The sequence below is a fragment of the Streptomyces atriruber genome (genome assembly GCF_001418325.1).
Lineage (GTDB): Bacteria > Actinomycetota > Actinomycetes > Streptomycetales > Streptomycetaceae > Streptomyces > Streptomyces atriruber.
This window is the reverse complement of record NZ_LIPN01000002.1, coordinates 20,591-39,465: the sequence shown is the minus strand read 5'-3', so window position 1 is coordinate 39,465 and position 18,875 is coordinate 20,591. Positions and strand designations below refer to the sequence as shown.

At 71.5% G+C, this 18,875-nt stretch carries 12 protein-coding genes and 2 pseudogenes; 4 read left to right on the top strand and 10 right to left on the bottom strand.

The annotated features are described in order from the left end of the window. Positions 1–151: 151 nt before the first annotated feature. Both AOK03_RS00330 and AOK03_RS00325 read left to right on the top strand, forming a co-directional pair. The gene (locus AOK03_RS00330) at positions 152–988 is read left to right on the top strand and encodes a TIGR03619 family F420-dependent LLM class oxidoreductase (protein WP_055563048.1); all 837 of its coding nucleotides are present in this window, start codon (positions 152–154) and stop codon (positions 986–988) included. Between the two features lie 38 nt (positions 989–1,026). Next, on the top strand, positions 1,027–1,575 hold the full coding sequence (locus AOK03_RS00325; RefSeq protein WP_055563047.1) for a nucleoside deaminase: 549 nt from the start codon (positions 1,027–1,029) through the stop codon (positions 1,573–1,575). On the opposite strand, the gene AOK03_RS00320 is transcribed toward AOK03_RS00325, so the two are convergent. The 8 genes and pseudogenes from AOK03_RS00320 to AOK03_RS00285 all read right to left on the bottom strand — a co-directional run bounded on the left by AOK03_RS00320 (position 1,565) and on the right by AOK03_RS00285 (position 14,924). After that, complete coding sequence (locus tag AOK03_RS00320) at positions 1,565–2,017, bottom strand: cupin domain-containing protein (RefSeq protein ID WP_055563070.1); 453 nt, start codon at positions 2,015–2,017, stop codon at positions 1,565–1,567. The genes AOK03_RS00325 and AOK03_RS00320 overlap by 11 nt on opposite strands. Positions 2,018–2,053: 36 nt before the next feature. Next, complete coding sequence (locus AOK03_RS00315; protein WP_055563046.1) at positions 2,054–3,313, bottom strand: MFS transporter; 1,260 nt, start codon at positions 3,311–3,313, stop codon at positions 2,054–2,056. A gap of 8 nt (positions 3,314–3,321) precedes the next feature. Next, a complete protein-coding gene (locus AOK03_RS40395) occupies positions 3,322–5,853 on the bottom strand; it encodes an ATP-grasp domain-containing protein (protein WP_079074363.1) in 2,532 nt (843 codons plus the stop codon). Beyond that, on the bottom strand, positions 5,850–7,118 hold the full coding sequence (locus AOK03_RS43350; protein WP_425264341.1) for a pyridoxal-phosphate dependent enzyme: 1,269 nt from the start codon (positions 7,116–7,118) through the stop codon (positions 5,850–5,852). The genes AOK03_RS40395 and AOK03_RS43350 overlap by 4 nt, the downstream gene beginning before the upstream one ends. After that, positions 7,107–8,099, bottom strand: a pseudogene (locus tag AOK03_RS43670) (ATP-grasp domain-containing protein); the annotation flags it as partial. The pseudogene AOK03_RS43670 and the gene AOK03_RS43350, both read right to left, overlap by 12 nt. Before the next feature lie 114 nt (positions 8,100–8,213). Then, entirely contained in the window at positions 8,214–8,822 is a 609-nt protein-coding gene (gene epsC / locus AOK03_RS00295) for a serine O-acetyltransferase EpsC (RefSeq protein ID WP_079074362.1), read from the bottom strand. A 12-nt stretch (positions 8,823–8,834) separates the two neighbouring features. Beyond that, positions 8,835–12,863, bottom strand: coding sequence for an amino acid adenylation domain-containing protein (locus AOK03_RS00290; RefSeq protein ID WP_244177434.1), 4,029 nt, complete (start codon positions 12,861–12,863; stop codon positions 8,835–8,837). A gap of 849 nt (positions 12,864–13,712) precedes the next feature. Further along, entirely contained in the window at positions 13,713–14,924 is a 1,212-nt protein-coding gene (locus AOK03_RS00285; protein WP_079074361.1) for an MFS transporter, read from the bottom strand. A gap of 200 nt (positions 14,925–15,124) precedes the next feature. On the opposite strand from AOK03_RS00285, the gene AOK03_RS00280 reads away from it, so the two are divergent. Continuing rightward, positions 15,125–16,363 carry an ROK family protein gene (locus tag AOK03_RS00280; RefSeq protein ID WP_055563043.1) on the top strand — a complete coding sequence of 413 codons (1,239 nt, stop codon included), beginning with the start codon at positions 15,125–15,127 and terminating at the stop codon, positions 16,361–16,363. Positions 16,364–16,612: 249 nt separating this feature from the next. Here the strand turns inward: AOK03_RS00280 and AOK03_RS00275 are convergent, their stop codons facing one another. After that, on the bottom strand, positions 16,613–17,764 hold the full coding sequence (locus AOK03_RS00275; protein WP_244177433.1) for a serine hydrolase domain-containing protein: 1,152 nt from the start codon (positions 17,762–17,764) through the stop codon (positions 16,613–16,615). A gap of 144 nt (positions 17,765–17,908) precedes the next feature. On the opposite strand from AOK03_RS00275, the gene AOK03_RS43665 reads away from it, so the two are divergent. Beyond that, positions 17,909–18,451, top strand: a complete 543-nt coding sequence (locus tag AOK03_RS43665) for a hypothetical protein (RefSeq protein ID WP_055563041.1) — start codon at positions 17,909–17,911, stop codon at positions 18,449–18,451. Positions 18,452–18,640: 189 nt separating this feature from the next. Here the strand turns inward: AOK03_RS43665 and AOK03_RS43660 are convergent. After that, a pseudogene (locus AOK03_RS43660) lies at positions 18,641–18,856 on the bottom strand (hypothetical protein); the annotation flags it as partial. Positions 18,857–18,875: the final 19 nt, after the last annotated feature.

The following is an 18,875-nucleotide window of genomic DNA, read 5'->3' as shown; positions in this document are numbered from 1 at the left end:
ATTCGGTGCGCTGGAACCGGAACCTCCGGGTGATGTCGGACCAATGGCGTACGCTCCGTGGTCGCCCGCAACTCCGGGGCGCGGCAACGGGGTGCTCAACCACCCTGCATCACAGGCGCGTTGGGGGAGGCCCGTTGCTAGGGTGACACCTATGCGGATAGGTGTGAACGTCCCCAATTTCGGACCAGGGGCGAATCCGGATCACCTCGCCCGTTGGGCCGAAACCGTGGAGGGTCTCGGCTTCGATCTGCTGATGATGTCCGACCACGTGGCGATCACGGAGGACGTGGCCGAGCGGTATCCCGCGCCGTTCTACGAACCCTTCACCACGCTCGCCTGGATGGCGGGCATCACGACCGGGATCAAGCTGGGGACGACCGTTCTCATCACCCCCTACCGACACCCGTTGCTGGTCGCCCGCATGTCCGCCAACCTGCATCAACTCAGCGGTGGCCGACTCGTTCTGGGTGTCGGGGTCGGCTGGGCCCGGAGGGAGTTCGAGGCGCTCGGCGTCCCCTTCGAGCGACGCGGCGCCCTGACCGACGAACATCTGCGGACGCTGCGCGCCGCATGGGAGAACGACGCCGACTACCGCGCCGGACAGATCCCGATCTGGATCGGCGGAAACAGCGACGCGGCCATGCGCCGGGCCGTGCGTTTCGGCGCTCCGTGGCATCCGCTGCGGTTCACGATGCCCTGGTTCAGGGGCGCGTTGACGCGACTCCGGGGAACGGCCGCCCGGTTGGGCGAGCCCGTGCCGGGTCTGGCGCCGCGGATCCGGCTCAGGCTCACGGATAAGCCGGTCGGTGATCCGACGCGCCGAGCGGGAGAAGGCACCGTCGAGCAGTTCTTCGAGGACGTCGAGGAACTGCGTCTCGCCGGTGCCGACACCGTGCTGCTCGACCCCTACCACGGCGATCCCGAGGAGACCCTGCGGCCCGAGGCTGCCTGGCAGGCGCTGGCCGTCGTGGCCGCCCACCGGACGTAGCGACGTATCCGCACACGGCCGCAAGGGACGGAGTGACAGTGACACCCGACGACCCCGACCTTCCCGGAACCGGCGCGACCGCCGTAACCCAAACCGATCTGCCCTACCTCCGCCGCTGCGTCGAACTCGCGGCCGAGGCCCTCGAAGCCGGTGACTGGCCGTTCGGGTCCGTGCTCGTCGACGCGGACGGCGGGATCAGGGCCGAGGACCGCAACCGCGAGTCCACCACCGGCGACCCGACGGCCCACCCGGAGTTCGAACTCGCCCGGTGGGCCGCGCTCCACCTGACCCCCGAGGAGCGGGCCGCGGCGACCGTGTACACCTCGGGGGAGCACTGCCCGATGTGTGCGGCCGCGCACGGCTGGGTCGGACTGGGCCGCATCGTGTACGCGAGCTCGTCCCGGCAGGCCAGGGACTGGAAGGCCGAGTGGGGCGTGCCCGTCACCTCGCCCTTGAGCCCGCTGACCGTCCAGGACGTCGTGCCGGGACTGGAGGTGGCCGGTCCGGTGCCCGAACTCGCCGCTCAGGTCAGGGAGTTGCAGTGGCGCTTCCGTACGGGGAAGGGCGGCGGCGACGTCACACCATGAACTGGTCGTACTTCGCCATGTGCTCCCGCAGCTCCTCCATGCTGGGATTGCGCCCGTTCGCCGTCAGACGGCCGAGGCCCCGGAAGTAGTCCTCGCGGTCGTAGATCGGGTAGAACATGATCAGCAGCGTGGCGTCCTCGGTGCCCCGGTTCGTGAAGCCGTGCGGCTCCCCCTTGGGGATGTACGCGAACGCGCCCGGCTCACCGACCACCTTGCGGTCGCCGATGGTGAACTCGATCTCGCCCTTGACCACGTAGAACATCTCGGTGGACTGCTTGTGGATGTGCGGGGAGGCGCCCTTCGCCTCCGGAGCCATGTGGTGCTCGAAGAAGCCGAACTCTCCGTTGGAGTCGGGCGTGGTGAGCTTCAGATACGTCCTCTTCGTGTCCCGGATGTCGACGTATTCACCTTCACCGGCGGGAACGTACAGCGGAACGGACATCTTTTCCTCCTGGTTGATGTTCAAGCTGGTCGATGCTCAAGCCGGGTGATGTTCGAGCTGGGCGCCGTTGGAGTCGAGCCGCGCCTGGGCCCACCGGCCGATGACCGGCGCCGCGAACCCGCAGGCGGCGAACAGGGCGGCCAGGACGACCCACCCGGTGGTGCCGGTCGTGATGACCACGCCGACCACGACCGGTGCCGCGATCTGCTGGACGGCCACGCCGAGCCAGAAGACCGAGAGGTAGACGCCCTCCTGGCCGGGCGCCGCGAGAAGGTACGACCCGCCCCAGCCCCCGGCGGACTGGAACAGCTCGCCCGCGGTCAGCGCGATCATGGCGAGGAGCAGCACGCTGACCCCGACCACGACGGGCGGCTTCGGCGCCGCGACGAGCAGCAGGCAGCAGACCGCGAGGGAGACACCGGCCCGCACCAGTCCGCGTGCGGACCCGGCGATGGTTTCGGTGCCCCGGCTGGCCCGTACCTGGAGGGCGACCGCGAGCACGGTGTTGACCGCCACGAGGGGCGAGATCACCGCGGCCGGGGCCTCGGTGTGCTCGACGATCCACAGCGGGATGCCGATGCTCAGCAGGGTCATGTGCATGGTGAGCACCGCGTTGATCCCGGTGAACGCCAGGAACGGCCGGTCCCGCAGCGCGTCGACCGAGAAGCGGCGCCGCAGGCTCTTCGCCGGTGTGCTGAGCACCGGTAGCCGGTGGGCCAGGGCCGCGAGCACGGCGAACGAGACGGCGTTGAGCAGCAGGATCGCGCCGTAGCCGACCCGGGTGTCGATCAGCAGTCCGATACCGCCCAGCAGGGCGCCGACGGTGAAGCCGACATTGCGCAGCGAGCGCAGCACCGCGACCACCTTGACCCGGTCCTCGGTCACCGTCACCTGCCCGACCAGGGCCTGCTCCATCGGCGCCGCCGCCTTGTCGACCAGGCCGAGCAGGCACACCACCGTCAGGAACTGCCACAGGTTCTGGACGAACGGGTAGAGGACGAAGCAGGCGCAGCGCCACAGGCTCACGCCGACCAGTACCTTCTTCGGGCCGACCCGGTCGGCGAGGATGCCGATCGGGACGGCCGTGGCCAGTGCGATCGCGGCGGACAGGGCCAGACCGAGACTGAGCTGCCCCACGGAGAGGCCGACGGACCGGGTGATGAACGGCACGGAGACGGCCAGGAAGGCACCGGTGCCGACGGCGTCGATCATCGCCATCACGGACAGCCGGAGGCCGACCCGTCCTCCGGGGACGGCCCGGCGCCACCCCTGGACGCGCTGCCACAGAACAGACATCTGCTTCCTCATTCCGTGGTGATGCGGATGGCGGCGTCGGCGTCCAGGACGCGGCGGCGCGCGCTGTCCGCGTCGGGGCCGGTCGCGATGACGTGTCCGGCGCGGTCCCAGGAGGACGCCCACGGGCGGACCTCCTGCCCGGCCTCGACATCGACCTCCACGGTCCGGACCCCGGGCAGGGCCCGCGCCGCATCCGTCCCGGCGACCTCGGTCACGGTGCCGGGCTCGGCGGCCAGGAACCGGATCGCCGACGTCAGTTGAGCGGTACGGGGAAGGGTGACCGGACGGCCTGCCAGCAGGTCGATGAGGGCCACCCTGATCCGCGTGCCGTAGGCCAGGTCGTTGAGGTCGATCAGGTAGTCGCCGGGGCAGCGTCCCGCGCACTCCACCAGCGCCGGACCGGATGCGGTGAGGATCCACTCGGCGTGCAGGATCCCGGTGCGGTAGCCGGTCGCCGCGACGAGCGCCCGCATGGCCGCCTCGAACGCGCCCTGCGTGTCCCGGTCGACCGGTGCGGGCAGCAGATGGCCGAGCTCCACGGGGTACGGTCCCAAAATCACCGTCTTGGCCGTGATGTTGTGGAAGATGATCTCGCCCTGCCGCACCAGTGCCTCGACGCTGAACTCGGGCCCGCGCAGGCGTTCTTCGGCCAGGAAGCGCCACTTCAGGTGCCGGTCGGGCACCTGCTCGTACTCGGCGGCGGAGGAGGTGCGCTCCCACGCCCGCGCCGCGGTGGCCGCGTCGACCGAGTCGAGGAGCTGTACGCCGACGCTGGCCTGCCGGTTCGCCGGCTTGACCACCACCGGTCCTCCGGCAGCGAAGTCGAGGATGTCCTCGGGCCCGTGCACCTCGCGCCAGCGCGGACCGCGGACGCCTCCGGCGTCGCAGACCTCGCGCAGCCGGACCTTGTCCCGCAGCGCCTGCGCCGCGGATTCGGTCGCGCCCGGCAGCCCCAGCTTCTCGGCGAGGGCGGCCGCCGCGGGCACCGCGTACTCCAGGCCGGGGACGACCGCGGCCACCGGGTGTTCCGCCTCCAGCTCGGCCACCAGATCGAGGGCGCCCGCCGACTGCTGGTAGTGCGCCGGAACGATCCGGTCCAGGCAGGCGAAGCGCGCCGCCGCGTCCCGCAGTTCCCGTTTGCGGATGATGTCGGGCTCTTCAAGCACCACGACGGACCCGGCGGGCACACTTCCGTCGATGGCGCGCAGGTAGGCCGCGTTGTAGCCGACGAACACCACCTGCGCGTCGTCGTCCGGGACGGCCCGCGGCTCCTCGGCCCTGCCGTCCGCCCGGACCGTGGTCCCGTCGATGACGAGCCGGATGGTGGCGAGCACCTCCGCGCACCTGCTCCGGGTCTCCTCGGGCGTGGCGCCGGAGACGATGACGTGCCCGTGGCGGCCCTTGGAGTCAAGGACCTCCTCCACGGTGTCCCCGGGGCGCAGCCGCATCCTCAACTCGTCGACGTACGGCAGCGCTTGCACCCGCTGCAGGCCATGGACCACCTCGACACGGCCGGGCGGGAAGGTGAAGAACCGCACGGCCGCCGTCGCCGTCGGCTCCGGCACCTCGGCCGGTGTGCCCGCGAGCCCCGCGAAGACCGCCTGCTCGATGTCGAGGCCGCTCGCCAGCTCGACGAGCCTCGGGATCCGGTCGCCGCCGAGCCGGGCCTGCGACTCGACGATGCGCGGGCCGCGCGCCGTCCAGATCACCTCGGTGTGCGCGGGACCGAACCGGTACCCGCACACGGTGAGGAAGCGGACCGCCAGTTCCTCGATGGCCTGCCTGCGGTCCGTGGGCAGCGGCGCCGGATGGACGTGCCCCACCTCCACGAACAGCGGCGGCGCTCCCAGCAGCTTCTCCGTGGTGCCGACGACCCGGTGCCCGCCGTCCTGGCTGAGCGTCTCCACGCTGTACTCGGGCCCGCTCAGATACTCCTCGACCAGGAACGGGCCGTCATAGGCGTACGAGTCCACGAGCGCCGTCCAGTGAGCCAGGTCCCGCGGCTCCCGCCACAGGAACACACCCCGGCTGCCGGCCAGCGCGACCGGTTTGACGACCGCAGGCAGGCCGATGCGCTCGACCGCGGCCGGTACCTCGTGGCGCGTCGGTGCCGACTCGTAGGCCACCGGCGACAGTTCGTGCCGTGCGAGCAGCTCCCGCATCGCGAGCTTGTCGGCGAGGCAGCGGACCGCCGTGGCCGGATTCACCTCGGCGTGCAGCTCCTCGGCCACCTCGTGGGCGGCGACCATCGTCTCCTCCCTGCCGAGGTGGTGGATCACCGAGACGCGGTGCTCCGCGGCCACCTCGCGGATGGTGCGGCGCAGCAGCTCCTCGTCCCGGAAGTCCACCGTCACGAACAGGTCCGCCCCGGCGCGTACGTCGTCGAGATAGTCCGGCGTCTCCAGCCGCGGATCCCAGATCGCGCCGACCCAGAACCCCTCGGCCTGTGCCTTGCGCACGAACTGGCGGTAGGGCATCACCATCAGCAGCCGCGGCCGGTCGTCGGCCCGCAGGGCGTCCGGGGCCAGAGGTGTTGTCATCGGGCACCGCCCCGGCCGGCCGCCGCCGTGGGCGTCACGGGCGTCGGCGCCTTGTCGTGGGCGAGCAGGCTGAGATACCGCTCGCCGGTGTCGGGCAGGAGCGTCACGATGCGTCGGCCCCGGTACTCCGGACGGGCGGCCAGGACGCCGGACGCGTGGACGACCGCGCCGCCCGAGACACCGGCCAGCAGGCCGGCGTGCAGGGCGAGCCGCCGGGTGGTGTCCATGGCGTCGGCATCGGACACCGTGATCACCTCGTCGATGAGGCTCTGTTGCGTGGTCGGCGCGATGAAGCCGCCGTTGAAGCCCGGGATGCCGTGCGTGCCGGGCCTGCCACCGGACAGCAGCGGTGAGCCCGCGGGCTCGACCGCCACGATCCGCACCGCGGGGTGGCTCTCGCGCAGATAGCGCCCCGCGCCACTGAGCGTACCGCCGGTGCCCACTCCGCAGACGAACACGTCGATCCGCCCGCCGACGTCGCTCCAGATCTCGGGGCCGGTCGTCTCGTAGTGCGCCCGCGTGTTGTCCGGGTTGTCGTGCTGGCGGCAGAACCACGACCCGGGTGTCCGCAGGTGGAGTTCCTCGGCCTTGTCGACCGCCGCCTGATAGCCGCCGCTGTGCGGGGTCCGCACCACTTCGGCGCCGAGCGAGCGCAGCATCGCCACCCGTTCCCGGGTCGCGTTGTCCGGCAGGACGATGACGCAGCGGTAGCCGCGGTTCGCCGCCAACGCGGCCAGCGAGATGCCGGTGTTGCCGGAGGTCGCCTCGATCACGGTGCCGGAGCCGGGCACGAGCAGCCCCTGCTTCTCGGCGCCGCGCAGCATCGTCAGCGCGGCCCGGTCCTTGCTGCTGGACCAGGGGTTGAACAGCTCCAGCTTCGCCAGCACCTCGGCGTCGGCCGGGGCGCCGTCGACGATGCGATCGACCGGCAGCCGCAGCAGCGGTGTTCCGCCGATCAGGTCGACGACGGAGTCCGCGACCGGACGCCGGGAGACCGGCTCGGTGCGGATGCCGATCTCCTGGGCGGCCGACTCCGCGGTGCGCGCCGCCAACTCGGCCGTCTCGGCCACCACCAGCACATGCCCGGCGCGGTCGCCGTTGCGGCGCAACTCCCGTACGACGGAGCCCGGCTTGGGCTTGACGACGACCTCCTCGACGCCGGGCAGCGCGGCGGCCCGCTCCCGGCCGGTGACCGACACCACCCGGCCGGGTTGCGCGGTCAGATAGCGGATGGCGGCGCCGCGGACCGGACGCCGGGGCAGCACCGGGTCCGGCAGCGGCTGCCCGAGGTACTGGCGGGCCACCAGCTCCAGGGACTTGACGCCCAGTGCCCGGTCGACCAGGTAGGTGATCTTTCCACCGGCGGGACGTGGGTTGATCTCGATGAGCTTGGGGCCGGACCCGGTCAGCTTGACCTCGACATGGGCCATGCCCAGGTCGAAGCCGACCGCGCGCAGCGCCTCCACGGCCACGTCGCCGCAGGCGCGCACGAGCGGCTCGGGCAGCCCGGAGGGGAAGGTGTGCGCCAGCTCGACGAAGTAACCGAGGCCCACGACCGACTTGTCGGTCACCCCGAACACCTCGTACCGGTCGCCGTCGGCGAGCACCTCCACACTGACCTCGGGCCCGGTCAGATACTCCTCGACCATCAACTCGTGGTAGCGCGCCTGACCGCGGGTGTTCTCCGCCCGGGAGCGGATCAGGGCGACGTGCTCGGCGGCCTGCTCCGCGGTGTCCACGAGGCGGACGTCGGCACTGCTGGTCTCGTCGGCCGGCTTCACCACACAGGGCAGACCGATGTCCGCCGCGGCCGCCGCCGCCGCCTCGGGCGTGCGTACGGTGCGGAACGCCGGTATCGGCACGCCGAGTTCGGCGCAGCGGCGGCGCATCAGCGCTTTGTTGCGTGCGGTGGCGACGCCGTCGACGCTCACGGTGGGGAGCCCGAGGTGGACCGCGACCTCCGCGGCCACGACCACGTCGTACTCGGCCAGGGTGAGGAACGCGTCGAAGGGGTGCTCGGCCCCCGCCGCGTGCACGTGCGGCAGGAGCTCCTCGAAGACGTTCGTCTCGCAGCGGACGATGTCGTCGACGTAGCGGTCGAAGTAGGCGGGCCCACCGGGGACCGCGAGGTAGCGTTCGAGGTCGCGGGTGAAGAAGGTGACGCGGCAGTCGAGTTCCTTGATGATCTGCAGGCCCTCGAAGCCGGAACCGGAGAGATTGCTCTCCAGGACTCCGACGTGAATCATCTGTGCCTCCGTTGGCAGACCGGCGCGTGGCCGGGTCGAGCTTCGGTGTATGTCCGTGCCCCGGCGCGTTCCGTGCCGTGGCGCATGTCCGTGCAGCAGGGAGCGGCGGGGTCGTCACCAGCACCCGGCGGTGGCCAGGGTGCGCAGCAGCTGCTCGGACTCCGCGCGCTCCGCGGGCGACAGCGGTACGACGACGTCGGCCACGGGAGCCGTCACCCGGGCCCGGGGCGGCACATCGCCCAGGACCAGCGAGCCGGCGCCGATCAGCGCGTCGTCGCCGACGGTGACGGGTCCGAGCACGATCGCGTTGGTGCCGAGCACCACCCGGTCGCCGACGACCGGGTGCCGCCGGGCCCCCGGCTCGCGCCGCTCGTCCCGCCACCAGCCGACCGCGCCCAGCGTGACCTGGTGGAAGATCGTGACGTCGTCGCCGATCTCGACGGTCTCCCCGATGACGACGGCGGCTCCGTGGTCGATGAACACGCGGCGGCCGAGCCGCGCACCGGGATGGATCTCGATGCCGCCGGTCACCGCCCGCGCCAAGTAGGCCAGAAACCGGGCGAGTTGACGGTGCCCGCGGATGTAGAGGACGTGTGCCGTCCGGTGGGCCCACAGGGCCGGCAGCGCGGGGTGCAGCAGCGCCTCCGCGTGCGTGTGGATCGACGGGTCCCGGGCCACGATCATGGCGAGGTCCTGTCGCACCCTGGTGATTGTCCTGCGCATCGCTCAGCCGCCTCAGTAGTCCGGACTCTTCACCAGATGGCCCGGATCCTCGACGATCTCCGGGATGTAGACCCGCTCGTTCCACGCGTCCTGGGCGACGGGTTCCAGGGCGATGGACACCACGCCCTCGTCGACCGAGAAGGCGGTCCTGACCGCGCTGGTGATCGCGTCCACCAGCGCCGAGATCCGGTTCTCCTCAAGGTTGTCCGGGAAGTGCTTGATGGTGACGTGGGGCATGGGGCTGACCTTTCTGGTGAGTCGCGCGGTCCTGATGGCGGCGACGAGTTCGTCCACTCCGCGCGCACGCAGCAGCGCGTAGTGGTCGGCCCGCAGCCGGTGGATCCTGGGAGGCGTGCTCGACAGCGCGTGGCCCAGGTCGATGAAGGAGTCCTGGTCGCCCGCGGCCCGGAACACCGTGACCGGCGCCGTGACCCGGTGCCCGGCCATGTCCTCGGGGGCGTACTCGAAGAGGAAGGTCAGCCGGACGACGCCGACGATCCTGCGCGCCAGCTCGCGGTCGAGATGCTCGAACCGGGAGCAGAGGCACGCGATGAACGATTCCTCGTCGTGCGTCGATGCCAGGCATTCGGCGATCGCCGCCCGCTGGATGTTTCCGGCGAACACGGAGTAGAGGATCGAGACGAAGGCGGGGTCGGTGAAGTCGACCGTCGCCCCCGTGGGCGCCCCGCCCCTGGCCTCCACGGGCGGCTTGCCGGGGGCCAGGAGCAGCACCTCGTCGACGCGCTCCCCGGCCAGCTCCAGCTGCCGGGCCACCGCGAAGGCGACGCGGGCCCCGAACGAGTAGCCCCACACCGTGTACGGGCCCGCCGGCTGCACCTGCCGGATGAGCTCGATGTCCTTGGCGACCATCTCGTCGAACGTCGGGTACGCGGTCTCGCCCGGGTTGATCCCGTACGCCTGGATGCCCAGGAACGGCCGGGTGAGGTCGAGCCGTCCGGCCAGCAGCCGCAGGCTCATGGGGTAGCCGCCGAGGCCGGGCCAGCAGAAGACCGGCAGCCCGCCGTCCGTGCCGCCGAGGCGTACCGTCCGGGACAGCGCGGTGGCGGGCGTACGGTCGACGAGCCGGGCCAGGCCCGCGACGGTCGGCGCGTCGAACAGCACCTGGAGCGGCAGCGAACTGCCCAGCTCCCGGTTGATCCGGCCGACCAGATTGACCGCGGTCAGCGAATGGCCGCCGACGGCGAAGAAGTTGTCCCGGATCGACACCCGGTCCTGGCGCAGCACCTCGCGCCACAGCGCGGCGACGGCCTCCTCGGTGGGCGTGCGCGGCGGGACGACCGGCGCGTCGGTGTCGTCGACGGCGGCCTTGTCCAGCTCGCGCAGGGCCTGGTGGTCGATCTTGCCGTTCGGGGTGAGCGGGAAGGAGTCGAGGACGGTGACCCGGTTGGGCACCATGTAGGGCGGCAGGATCTCGGCGAGGTTGTCCTTGACGATCTCGGCAGGGCCCCGCATGTGGACGGAGTCCTCCTTCATGCCCTCGCTGAGCCGTTGCTCCGAGCTGACCCGGCCGCCGACGGCGAAGTAGGAGGCCGTGTCCGGGTGGGTGGCCGGGTCCAGGCCGGTGCCGAGGAGGTCCGCGATGCGCCGGGCCGAGCCCAGGGGGTTGCCGGTCTCCGAGCTGTAGCCGGAGGACATCAGCCCCAGGCCGACGTCGTTCATCTGGAGGCGCTGCAGCTCCCGGCCGAGGTCGACGTAGCGCTGCCACGGTGCTGCCGCGCTGCCGAGCATGCTGATCCCGAAGCTCGACCGCCCGTAGACCTCCTGGTTGATGGCGATGACGTCCTGCTTGCGGATCAGGCCGTCGGAGACCCGCACCAGATCCCCGTCCCGGTACCGGTACTGGCCCTCGGGCAGATCGGCGATCCGGCCGGGGTGAGCCTGTACGTACAGCTCGACCGGGCCGGGCGCGACCGGCGCGGCGGCCGCCGCCAGTTCGTACGTGGCGAGGTAGAAGTCCTCGTCCGGGCAGCGCAGCACGTCCTTTATGCCCGGCTCGTCCGCGCGGGCGCCGACGCGCAGCCCGTACTCGGGAAGCACGTGGTCGAACAGGCCGACCATGTGGCCCGCCTCGAACCGGAGGACTTCCTCGATGTTGTTCTGGTAGACCGGCTCGATGGCCGAGCGGTGCCCGATGAAGTGGATCCGCAGCCGGGGCCTGCCGACGGGCGCCGGGCCGATCAGCGTGAGGCGGTGGTCGACCGGGTGGTAGTAGTAGTGGCCCGCCTCCAGACCGGCGATGCCGGACAGCTCCAGGTACAGCTGGGTGGCGTACAAGGAGCCGGGCGAGGCATACCCGTACTTGGGCAGGAGCCGTTCGCCGCTGGAGAACTGGCCGAAGTAGCGCAGCAGGGAGCCCAGTTCGGCCAGGGTGAGGGTGTCCGGGTCGCGGGGCGCGGCGGCTCGCTCCGTCGACCGGGCGAGCAGGGCCAACAGGTCGTCCCGGGTGACCGGGCCGCCCTCGTAGAACCGGTAGGTCTTGCGGGCGAAGACGGTGCGCCGCTGCCGGGCCGTCGCCGCCCGTCCGGGCAGGTCGACGACGGGCAGTCCGTCGTCCTGACGGGCCCCCAGATTGCCCAGCTGGGCCTTGAGCTGCAGCTTGCTCTGCTTGGACTGGTGGTGCGCGCCGTGGTTGCCCTGGTCCATGAGCGCGGCCCGGTGGGGGTCGAGTTCGACGAACGCCACGAGATTGGCGCCGGTCCGCGGGTCGTCGCGGACCAGTACGGCGGCGGACTTGACCCAGTCGTGCTTCTCGACGGACACCTTGATCTCGTCCAGCTCGACCCGGAAGCCCCGCAGTTTGACCTGGCTGTCGGTGCGGCCGAGGAACTGCACGGTCCCGTCGCCGTTCAGCCGGGCCAGGTCTCCGGTGCGGTAGAGGCGGACGGAGCGGGACTCGCCGGTGCCGGTGAACGCGGCGGTGACGAACCGTTCGGCGGTCAGCTCGGGGTTGTTCAGATACCCACGGGCCAACTGCGGCCCGGATATGTACAGTTCACCGGAGTCGCCGGGGGAGACCGGCAGCCGGGCGGTGTCGAGGATGTGGAAGCCGGTGCCGCGCACCGGCCGTCCGATGGGTAAGTGGTCCGGACCTTGCTGGAGGGTCCGCCGGTCCACGCGGTGGGACGACGCGTTGATGGTGCACTCGCTCGGGCCGTACAGATTGACCAGCTCGCACTCCGGCAGCGCGTCGAGCAGCTCGGTCGCCAGACTCTTGGTGAGCGCCTCGCCACCGCTGAATACCTGGGTGAGCGAGGTGCAGTCGGACAGCCGGCCGGTGTCGGCGAGCGCCTGCAGCAGGGTCGGCACGCCCTGGAGAGTGGTCACCCCGTTCGCCAGGATCAGGTCGACGAGCCCGCCGGGGTCGGCGTAGATCCCCGGTTCGCTCATCACCACGCTCGCGCCGCAGGCCGGTGCGAGGATCTCCCACTGGGCCGCGTCGAAGCTCAGCGGTGTCTTCTGGAGCACCGTCCTCGTCCGGTCGAGGCCCTGTTCGTCGGCCAGCCAGCGCAGCTGGTGCACGATGCTCCGGTGCTCGATGCCGATGCCCTTCGGGTTGCCCGTGCTTCCGGACGTGTAGATGACGTACGCGAGGTCGTCGCCCCGAACGGGCGCGGTGGCCGGTGCGCTCGTGGCCCCGCCCCGATCCACGGTGACGATCTTCGTCTCCGGGGGAGTCAACGCCGCCAGTCGGGAGACCAGTGACTGCTCCGTGAGGATGACCTCGGTCCGTGAGTCCGCGACCATGTAGCGCACCCGCTCGTCCGGATACTCGGGCGACAGCGGCAGATAGGCCGCTCCCGCGCGCAGGACGCCCCAGACGCTCACCATCAGGTCGATGGAGGGCTGCAGGAAAATGCCGACCCGGGCATCCGCCGCGGCACCGACATGTCGCAGGCGGTCCGCAAGGTCCCCGCTCCGCTCGCCGAGCTGGTGAAAAGTCAGTCTTTCCGTGCCGCAGGAGACGGCGGTCCGGTCGGGCTGGGCGATTACAGCCGCGCGCAGCATGTCTGGCAGGGACAATTCTTTGGGCCCCGTGGGGTTCGTCATCATTGTCTGACCTGGAATCCGTAGACTTTTGGGATGCGTCATGGGAATGCTTCGCTGCTGAAGCATGCGGAAACGTGGCGATGCGGTCGTGTCGAACGGGCAGCCGGAATCGACCGTCGGTGGCCGACCATCACACGGAAACAGCCTGGTTGGGCTGGAAATAGGAAGGGCGCGACGAAATCAGGTGTGCTTGCGGTACCTGGATTTCGTCTCGACCAGAAAGCGCTCAGGCGTATGGTGTGCGTGTCGTGCATGTCTGGCATATGGGGTGTGACATGCGGAGGCGCACGCGCCTGCCATGAAGGGGAGTTCCGCGACCTAGCGCGAAGCCCTGTCAGCGCTCAGAAGGCCTCAGCAGCGTGAACCGATGCGCCGAGTCGCCTCAAGGAATTTCACGTACATGCCTTTACACTCTCCCCGTTTTGACTGGCCGGATTGCGATCAAGCGTATGGATCAAAGGAACGGTTCGGCTCAAAGGGTCCGATCTCGAATTCCTGATCCCGGCGAGTCATCTCTAGTTGAGCGCTCACCTTAATTCCTGAGAGCGCCGCTTGTAAAACATTATTTTTGATGCATAACTCAGGAGTTGGCCTGACTGCACGAGTTATGAACGCTCGATCGGCATCCGGTTGCATCCCGGGGCGGCGGGCGGGCAGGTGCGTGCTGGCGAAACGGGCGCCCGCTTTACAGAGGCCGGGTTCCGGCAAGCTCCGGAGAGTTGGCCGGAAAAGGGGGTTGACGCGGCGGGCGGTGGGGTTCGCTCCGGTCACTCTTCACACATGACGCGCAGGCGCGCCGCCCGTTTCCCCCGGGGCGTGTCCTCAGTCGCGGGTCGTGTAGCCGATGACGGCGGCGAGACCTGCGAGTACGGCCACGCTGGTCAGGGCGGTGGGCAGGGTGAACCAGTCGGCCATGAAGCCGATGGCGGGCGGGCCGAGGAGCATGCCTCCGTAGCCGAGCGTGGAGGCGGTGGCGACGCCGTTGGGCCCGGCCAGCGCGCCCGCGCGTTCGACGGCGACGGGGAAGATGTTGGCCAGTCCGAGTCCGGTGACCGCGAACCCGAGGAGCGCGAGCCAGACGGTGGGGGCGAGCGCGCCGAGCAGCATGCCCGCGGCCGCCGTGGCGCCGCCGGCGACGAGTATCGGGGTCTGGCCGAGCCGTTCGAGCAGGGTGGTGCCGCTGAGGCGGCCGAGGGTCATGGCGAGGGCGAAGCATGAGTAGCCCGCTGCCGCGACGCCCGGGTGGGCGGCCAGGTCCTGTTCGAGGTGGAGGGCGCCCCAGTCGGCAAGCGCCCCTTCGCCGAAGGCGGTGCAGAGCGCGATGAGGCCGAAGACGACGACCATGCGGCGGGTGCGGCCGTCGAGGCGGCGGGGGCTGCTGGCGCTGCCGCTGTTGCTGTCCGGGTCGGGGCGGTCGGCGGGCGCCGGGGGGTCCAGGCGCAGCAGGGCGCGTCCGGCGACGGCGGTCACGAGCAGGCCGATCACGGTGAGGCCGAGCAGGTGCCGGGTGGGCGACAGGGACCCGGCGATCAGCCCGCCGAGCCCGGCACCGGCCATGCCGCCGAGGCTGAACGCCGCGTGGAAGCTCGGCATGATCGGGCGGCGCAGTGCGGCCACGAGGTCGACGGCGGCGCTGTTGAAGGCGACGTTGATGCCCCCGTACGCCGCTCCGAAGATCAGCAGCACCACTCCCAGTGCCGCCGCCGAGTGCGTCAGGGGAGGCAGCGCGACGCTGAGCGAGAGCAGCACGCCGCAGACGACGGTCACGGGATGGGTGCCGAAGCGGCGGCAGAGCCGCCCGGTCAGCGTCATCGTGATGACGGCGCCGACGGAGACGCCGAGCAGTGCGAGCCCGAGATCGCTGGCCGACGCGCCGGTCTGTTCCTTGATCGCGGGGATGCGGACGACCCACCCGGCGAAGATGAAGCCGTCCAGGGCGAAGAAGACCGTAAGGACGACGCGGAGGCGGCGGAGGTCGGGGGCGACGGCGGAGGGCCGCGACGCTGCGGTCCCGATTTTGTTTAGTAGCGGCACAAAGTCAGAGTAGGGGTGCGCATGGGACGTGGACAAGACGGTTCCGTGGCGGTGTGCGCGACCGTCCCGTGGCGCACGGGACGGTCCGGTGGCGGTGCGCGCGATGGTGAGCCACCGGCGTACGCGACGGTTCTGGGGAGGAACGGGCGGATGACGACTGAACGGCCGGGGCGTGTACGGATCATGGGAGACTCGCCCTCATGAACGGCAAGGCTGACCCCCGTGCCGAGGGGGAAGTGACCACGCGTACCCGCCTGGAGCGAGGGCGCGGCGCGCTGGGCCCCGCGCTCGAACTGGTCCACACCGGGCGCGCCCCCACCCGTGCCGTACTCACCGCGGAGCTGGGCGTCACCCGCGCCACGGCGGGCGCCGTCGCCGCCGAGCTGGAGGCGCTCGGGCTGATTCGGATCGACGCGAAGCCCAGCGCGGCCGCGGGCTCGCAGGGCAGGCCCTCGCACCGGCTCGCCGTCGCGGAGGAAGGGCCGGTGGCGCTCGCCGCGCAGGTGCACGCCGACGGGTTCCGGGCCGCGCTGGTCGGGCTCGGCGGGAGCATCGTGGCGACCGCGCCGGGCTGCGAGGCCGTCGACGCCGATCCCGCGCGGGTGCTCGGCTCGGTCGTCGACGCGGGCGCGCGCCTGCTGCGCGACACCGGCAGGCGCTGTGTCGGCGCGGGACTCGCCGTGCCGTCCGCGGTCGCCCAGCCGGAGGGCACCGCGCTCAACCCGCTGCACGTGGCGTGGCCCGCGGGCGCGCGGGTCAGCGAGATCTTCGCCGGCTGCGTACGGGACGCGGGCATCGCGGGACCGGCCTTCGCGGGCAACGACGTGAACCTCGCCGCGCTCGCCGAGCACCGCCACGGCGCGGGCCGCGGCGCCCGGGACCTGCTGTGCGTGGCGACCGGCCACCGGGGCGTCGGCGGCGCGCTCGTCCTCGACGGCCGCCTGCACACCGGGAGTTCGGGCCTCGCCCTGGAGGTGGGGCACCTCACCGTGAACTCCGAGGGGCGCCCCTGCTACTGCGGCAGCCGGGGCTGCCTGGACGTCGAGACGGACCCCCTGGCCTTCCTGACGGCGGCGGGCCGCGAGCCGGGGCCCGAAGGCCTGCTCGTGCAGGCCCGCGAACTCCTCCGCGGCGGGTACGACGACCCCTCCGTGCGCTCCGCGGCCGAGGCCCTGATCGACCGCCTCGGCCTCGGGCTCGCGGGCCTGGTCAACATCCTCAACCCCGACCGCATCATCCTGGGCGGACTGCACCGCGCCCTCCTGGAGGCGGACCCGGAGCGGCTGCGCGCCGTCGTCGCGGACCGGAGCCTGTGGGGCCGCAGCGGTGGCGTACCGATCCTGGCCTGCACGCTGGACCACAACAGCCTGGTCGGTGCCGCCGAGTTGGCCTGGCAGCCGGTGCTCGACGATCCGCTGGGGGCGCTGGGCCAGGGCTAGCGGGATTCTGCAGGGACCGGTCCGACCTGGTCCGGCGGTGCCCGGTCCGACCTGGTCCGGCGGTGCCCGGTCAGGTCCGGCCGACCGGGTGGACCGCCTCGAACCGGGGCGACACTGACGTCCACGACGGTCGGCCGGACCCGCGGCCCGGCGGCCCGCTCGGTCCGACCGTCACCTCGACTGCCTCTGCGCGGAGGGGCGTGAGAGCCCGGGGCGCGCCCTGGTGAGGGGAATCGATGTCCGTACCGGTCAGGAGGCGCGCCGCACCCGTTCCGCCACGCCGTGGGTCAGCTCCAGTTGGTCGTCCTCGAGGTTCCATGTCCCCTTCTGGTACGCGTGGTTGCTCACCCAGAACACCATGATCCGCCGGTGGCGGAACTCCGCGACCGTCGCCAGCGACCAGTCGTTGCCCCCGTCGTGCCAGGCGACCCGGCCGTCGCCCGGGTCGACGACGACCCAGCCGTAGCCGTAGGACCCGTCCAGCTCGGGCACCCGCACCTGCGGGGCGAACAGCTTTTGTCGGGCGGTCGCGGACAGGACGGTGTCGCCGGTGAGGGCGCGGTGCCAGCGGAACATGTCCCGCGCGGTGGAGAGCATCCCGCCGTTGCCGCGCAGATTCCAGTACGGCCCGTCGGGCGCCCAGGGGTGATCCATCGGCAGTCCCCGCGCGCGCCCGTGCCGGTCGTACTCGACGGCGACCTGAGCACGCTCCCAGGCCGGCAGCACATAGCCGGTGTGCGTCATCCCGGCTGGCCGGAAGAGGTGCTCGGCCAGAAAGCTCTCGTAGCTCTGCCCGGAGACCCTTTCGACGATCGCGGCCAGCACGCTGTATCCGGCGTTCGAGTAGTGGAACTCTTCGCCGGGCGCCGACCGCAGGCGTGCCTTCTTCGCCCCGGCGAGCAACTCCGCGCGCGACGCCGGGTCGTAGTCGTCGCCGAGCGACTCGGGCAGGCCCGACGTGTGCGTGAGGAGCTGGTGCAGGGTGATGTCCCGCTTGTCCTCGGGGACCGGGCCGATGTACTCGTCCATCCGGTCGGTCACCCGCAGTTCGCCCGCCATCTCCAGCTTCAGGACGGCGGCCACGGTGAACTGCTTGGTGATCGACATGACGTCGTACACGGTGTCGCAGGTGGCCGGGGTCTTCGCCGCGCGGTCGGCGAGACCGCGGCCCGCGCAGTGCTTGAGCTCGTCTCCCCGGGCGGCGGCCACGGTGATGCCGGGCCCCTTGGGGAGCGCCTCGTCGAGATAGCGGTCGACAGCGGGGTCGACCCGCTCCCGCGGCGTCGGCGCCCCCCTCGCCTCCGCACTCCCGCCGGTCCCCGCTCCGGCAACGGTACCCACGTCCGAGCACCCGACGAGTGCGAGCACGAGCAACAGCACGAGGGAACCAAGGCGATCCACGCAGGCCTCCATGACAACGACGACAGATACGAGGCCGAGGTTGGCCGCCGCTCGTCGGCTCGTTCAACGGATGAGCTGTTCGAGCTTGTGCGAGTTCCTGTACGCGCAGGTCAGCGGGGCACGCCGGAACCCGGAGGAACCCAGATGATGTCACCGCCCGTGCCGACCCCCGCCGCCGGCGAGGCCGCGTTCATGGCCGAACTGCGCCGACTCAAGGCCTGGTCGGGCCTCAGCTACCGGGAGTTGGAGCGTGCGGCGGCCGCGGCGGGGGAGGTGCTGCCGTACTCGACGGCGGCGACCATGCTCCGCCGGGACCGCCTGCCCCGTGAGGCCCTTCTCGTCGCCTTCGTCGTCGCGTGCGGCCTGGACGCGGACGACACCCGGCGATGGGCGGCTGCCCGCCGGGAACTCGCGGTGGGCGCACGGCCGGACGCCGCGTCCGCGGGGGAGCGGCCCGAGGAGTTCGTCGAGTCCGTGGAGCCCGAGCCGGGCGCGCGGTCCGAGCAGCGCACGAGCCGACGGGACAGCCGTCGCCGAGCCTCTCACCGAGGCCGACCGCGCCTGCGGCTCGCGTTCGTCGGCATGGCGGCGGCCGCGGCGGTCCTCGTCGGCGCGGGCACGGCGGCGCTCGGCGTCACGGGCATGACCGTGCAGGAGGAGCGGACGGTGGAGCAGAGCGCCCCCTGACGCCGAGCGATCGACCCGGCCCCGGGGCGGCGCCCGACGCCCTCGACGGCTGCGGACTCCTTCACCAGCGACCAGGGGCACCGAAACCAACGGTCAGCGCGTGTGTAGCAGCACCCCGACCCACAAGGAGGGGCCGACCCGACGGGTCGGCCCCTCCTTCGTTCTGCTGCGTTCTGCGTGTGGAGCCTGAAGTCGGCGTTGTGCCGTCTCGACGCTGTCCGTACCGCTCGTGTTGAACGCGATGGCGGCCTGCGGCGCATGGCGGTGGATCAGGTTCACGATCAGCTCGAAGAGCGGGAGCAACTGCTCCGTCCCGCGGATCCCCGCCCCGACGACCACCACGTCCCATGCGCGCTCGGTCAGCGACGAGACGAGGGTGGGCTCGGCCGATTCACCGAACGTGACCTACTCGGGTCCCTCCGTG

Excerpts from the sequence above, each read along its gene's own strand:
- AOK03_RS00330 (WP_055563048.1), top strand. The coding sequence starts at position 152 with ATGCGGATAGGTGTGAACGTCCCCAATTTCGGACCAGGGGCGAATCCG.
- epsC (WP_079074362.1), bottom strand. The coding sequence starts at position 8,822 with ATGCGCAGGACAATCACCAGGGTGCGACAGGACCTCGCCATGATCGTG.
- AOK03_RS00280 (WP_055563043.1), top strand. The coding sequence starts at position 15,125 with ATGAACGGCAAGGCTGACCCCCGTGCCGAGGGGGAAGTGACCACGCGT.
- AOK03_RS40395 (WP_079074363.1), bottom strand. The coding sequence starts at position 5,853 with ATGACAACACCTCTGGCCCCGGACGCCCTGCGGGCCGACGACCGGCCG.
- AOK03_RS00315 (WP_055563046.1), bottom strand. The coding sequence starts at position 3,313 with ATGTCTGTTCTGTGGCAGCGCGTCCAGGGGTGGCGCCGGGCCGTCCCC.
- AOK03_RS00320 (WP_055563070.1), bottom strand. The coding sequence starts at position 2,017 with ATGTCCGTTCCGCTGTACGTTCCCGCCGGTGAAGGTGAATACGTCGAC.
- AOK03_RS43665 (WP_055563041.1), top strand. The coding sequence starts at position 17,909 with ATGATGTCACCGCCCGTGCCGACCCCCGCCGCCGGCGAGGCCGCGTTC.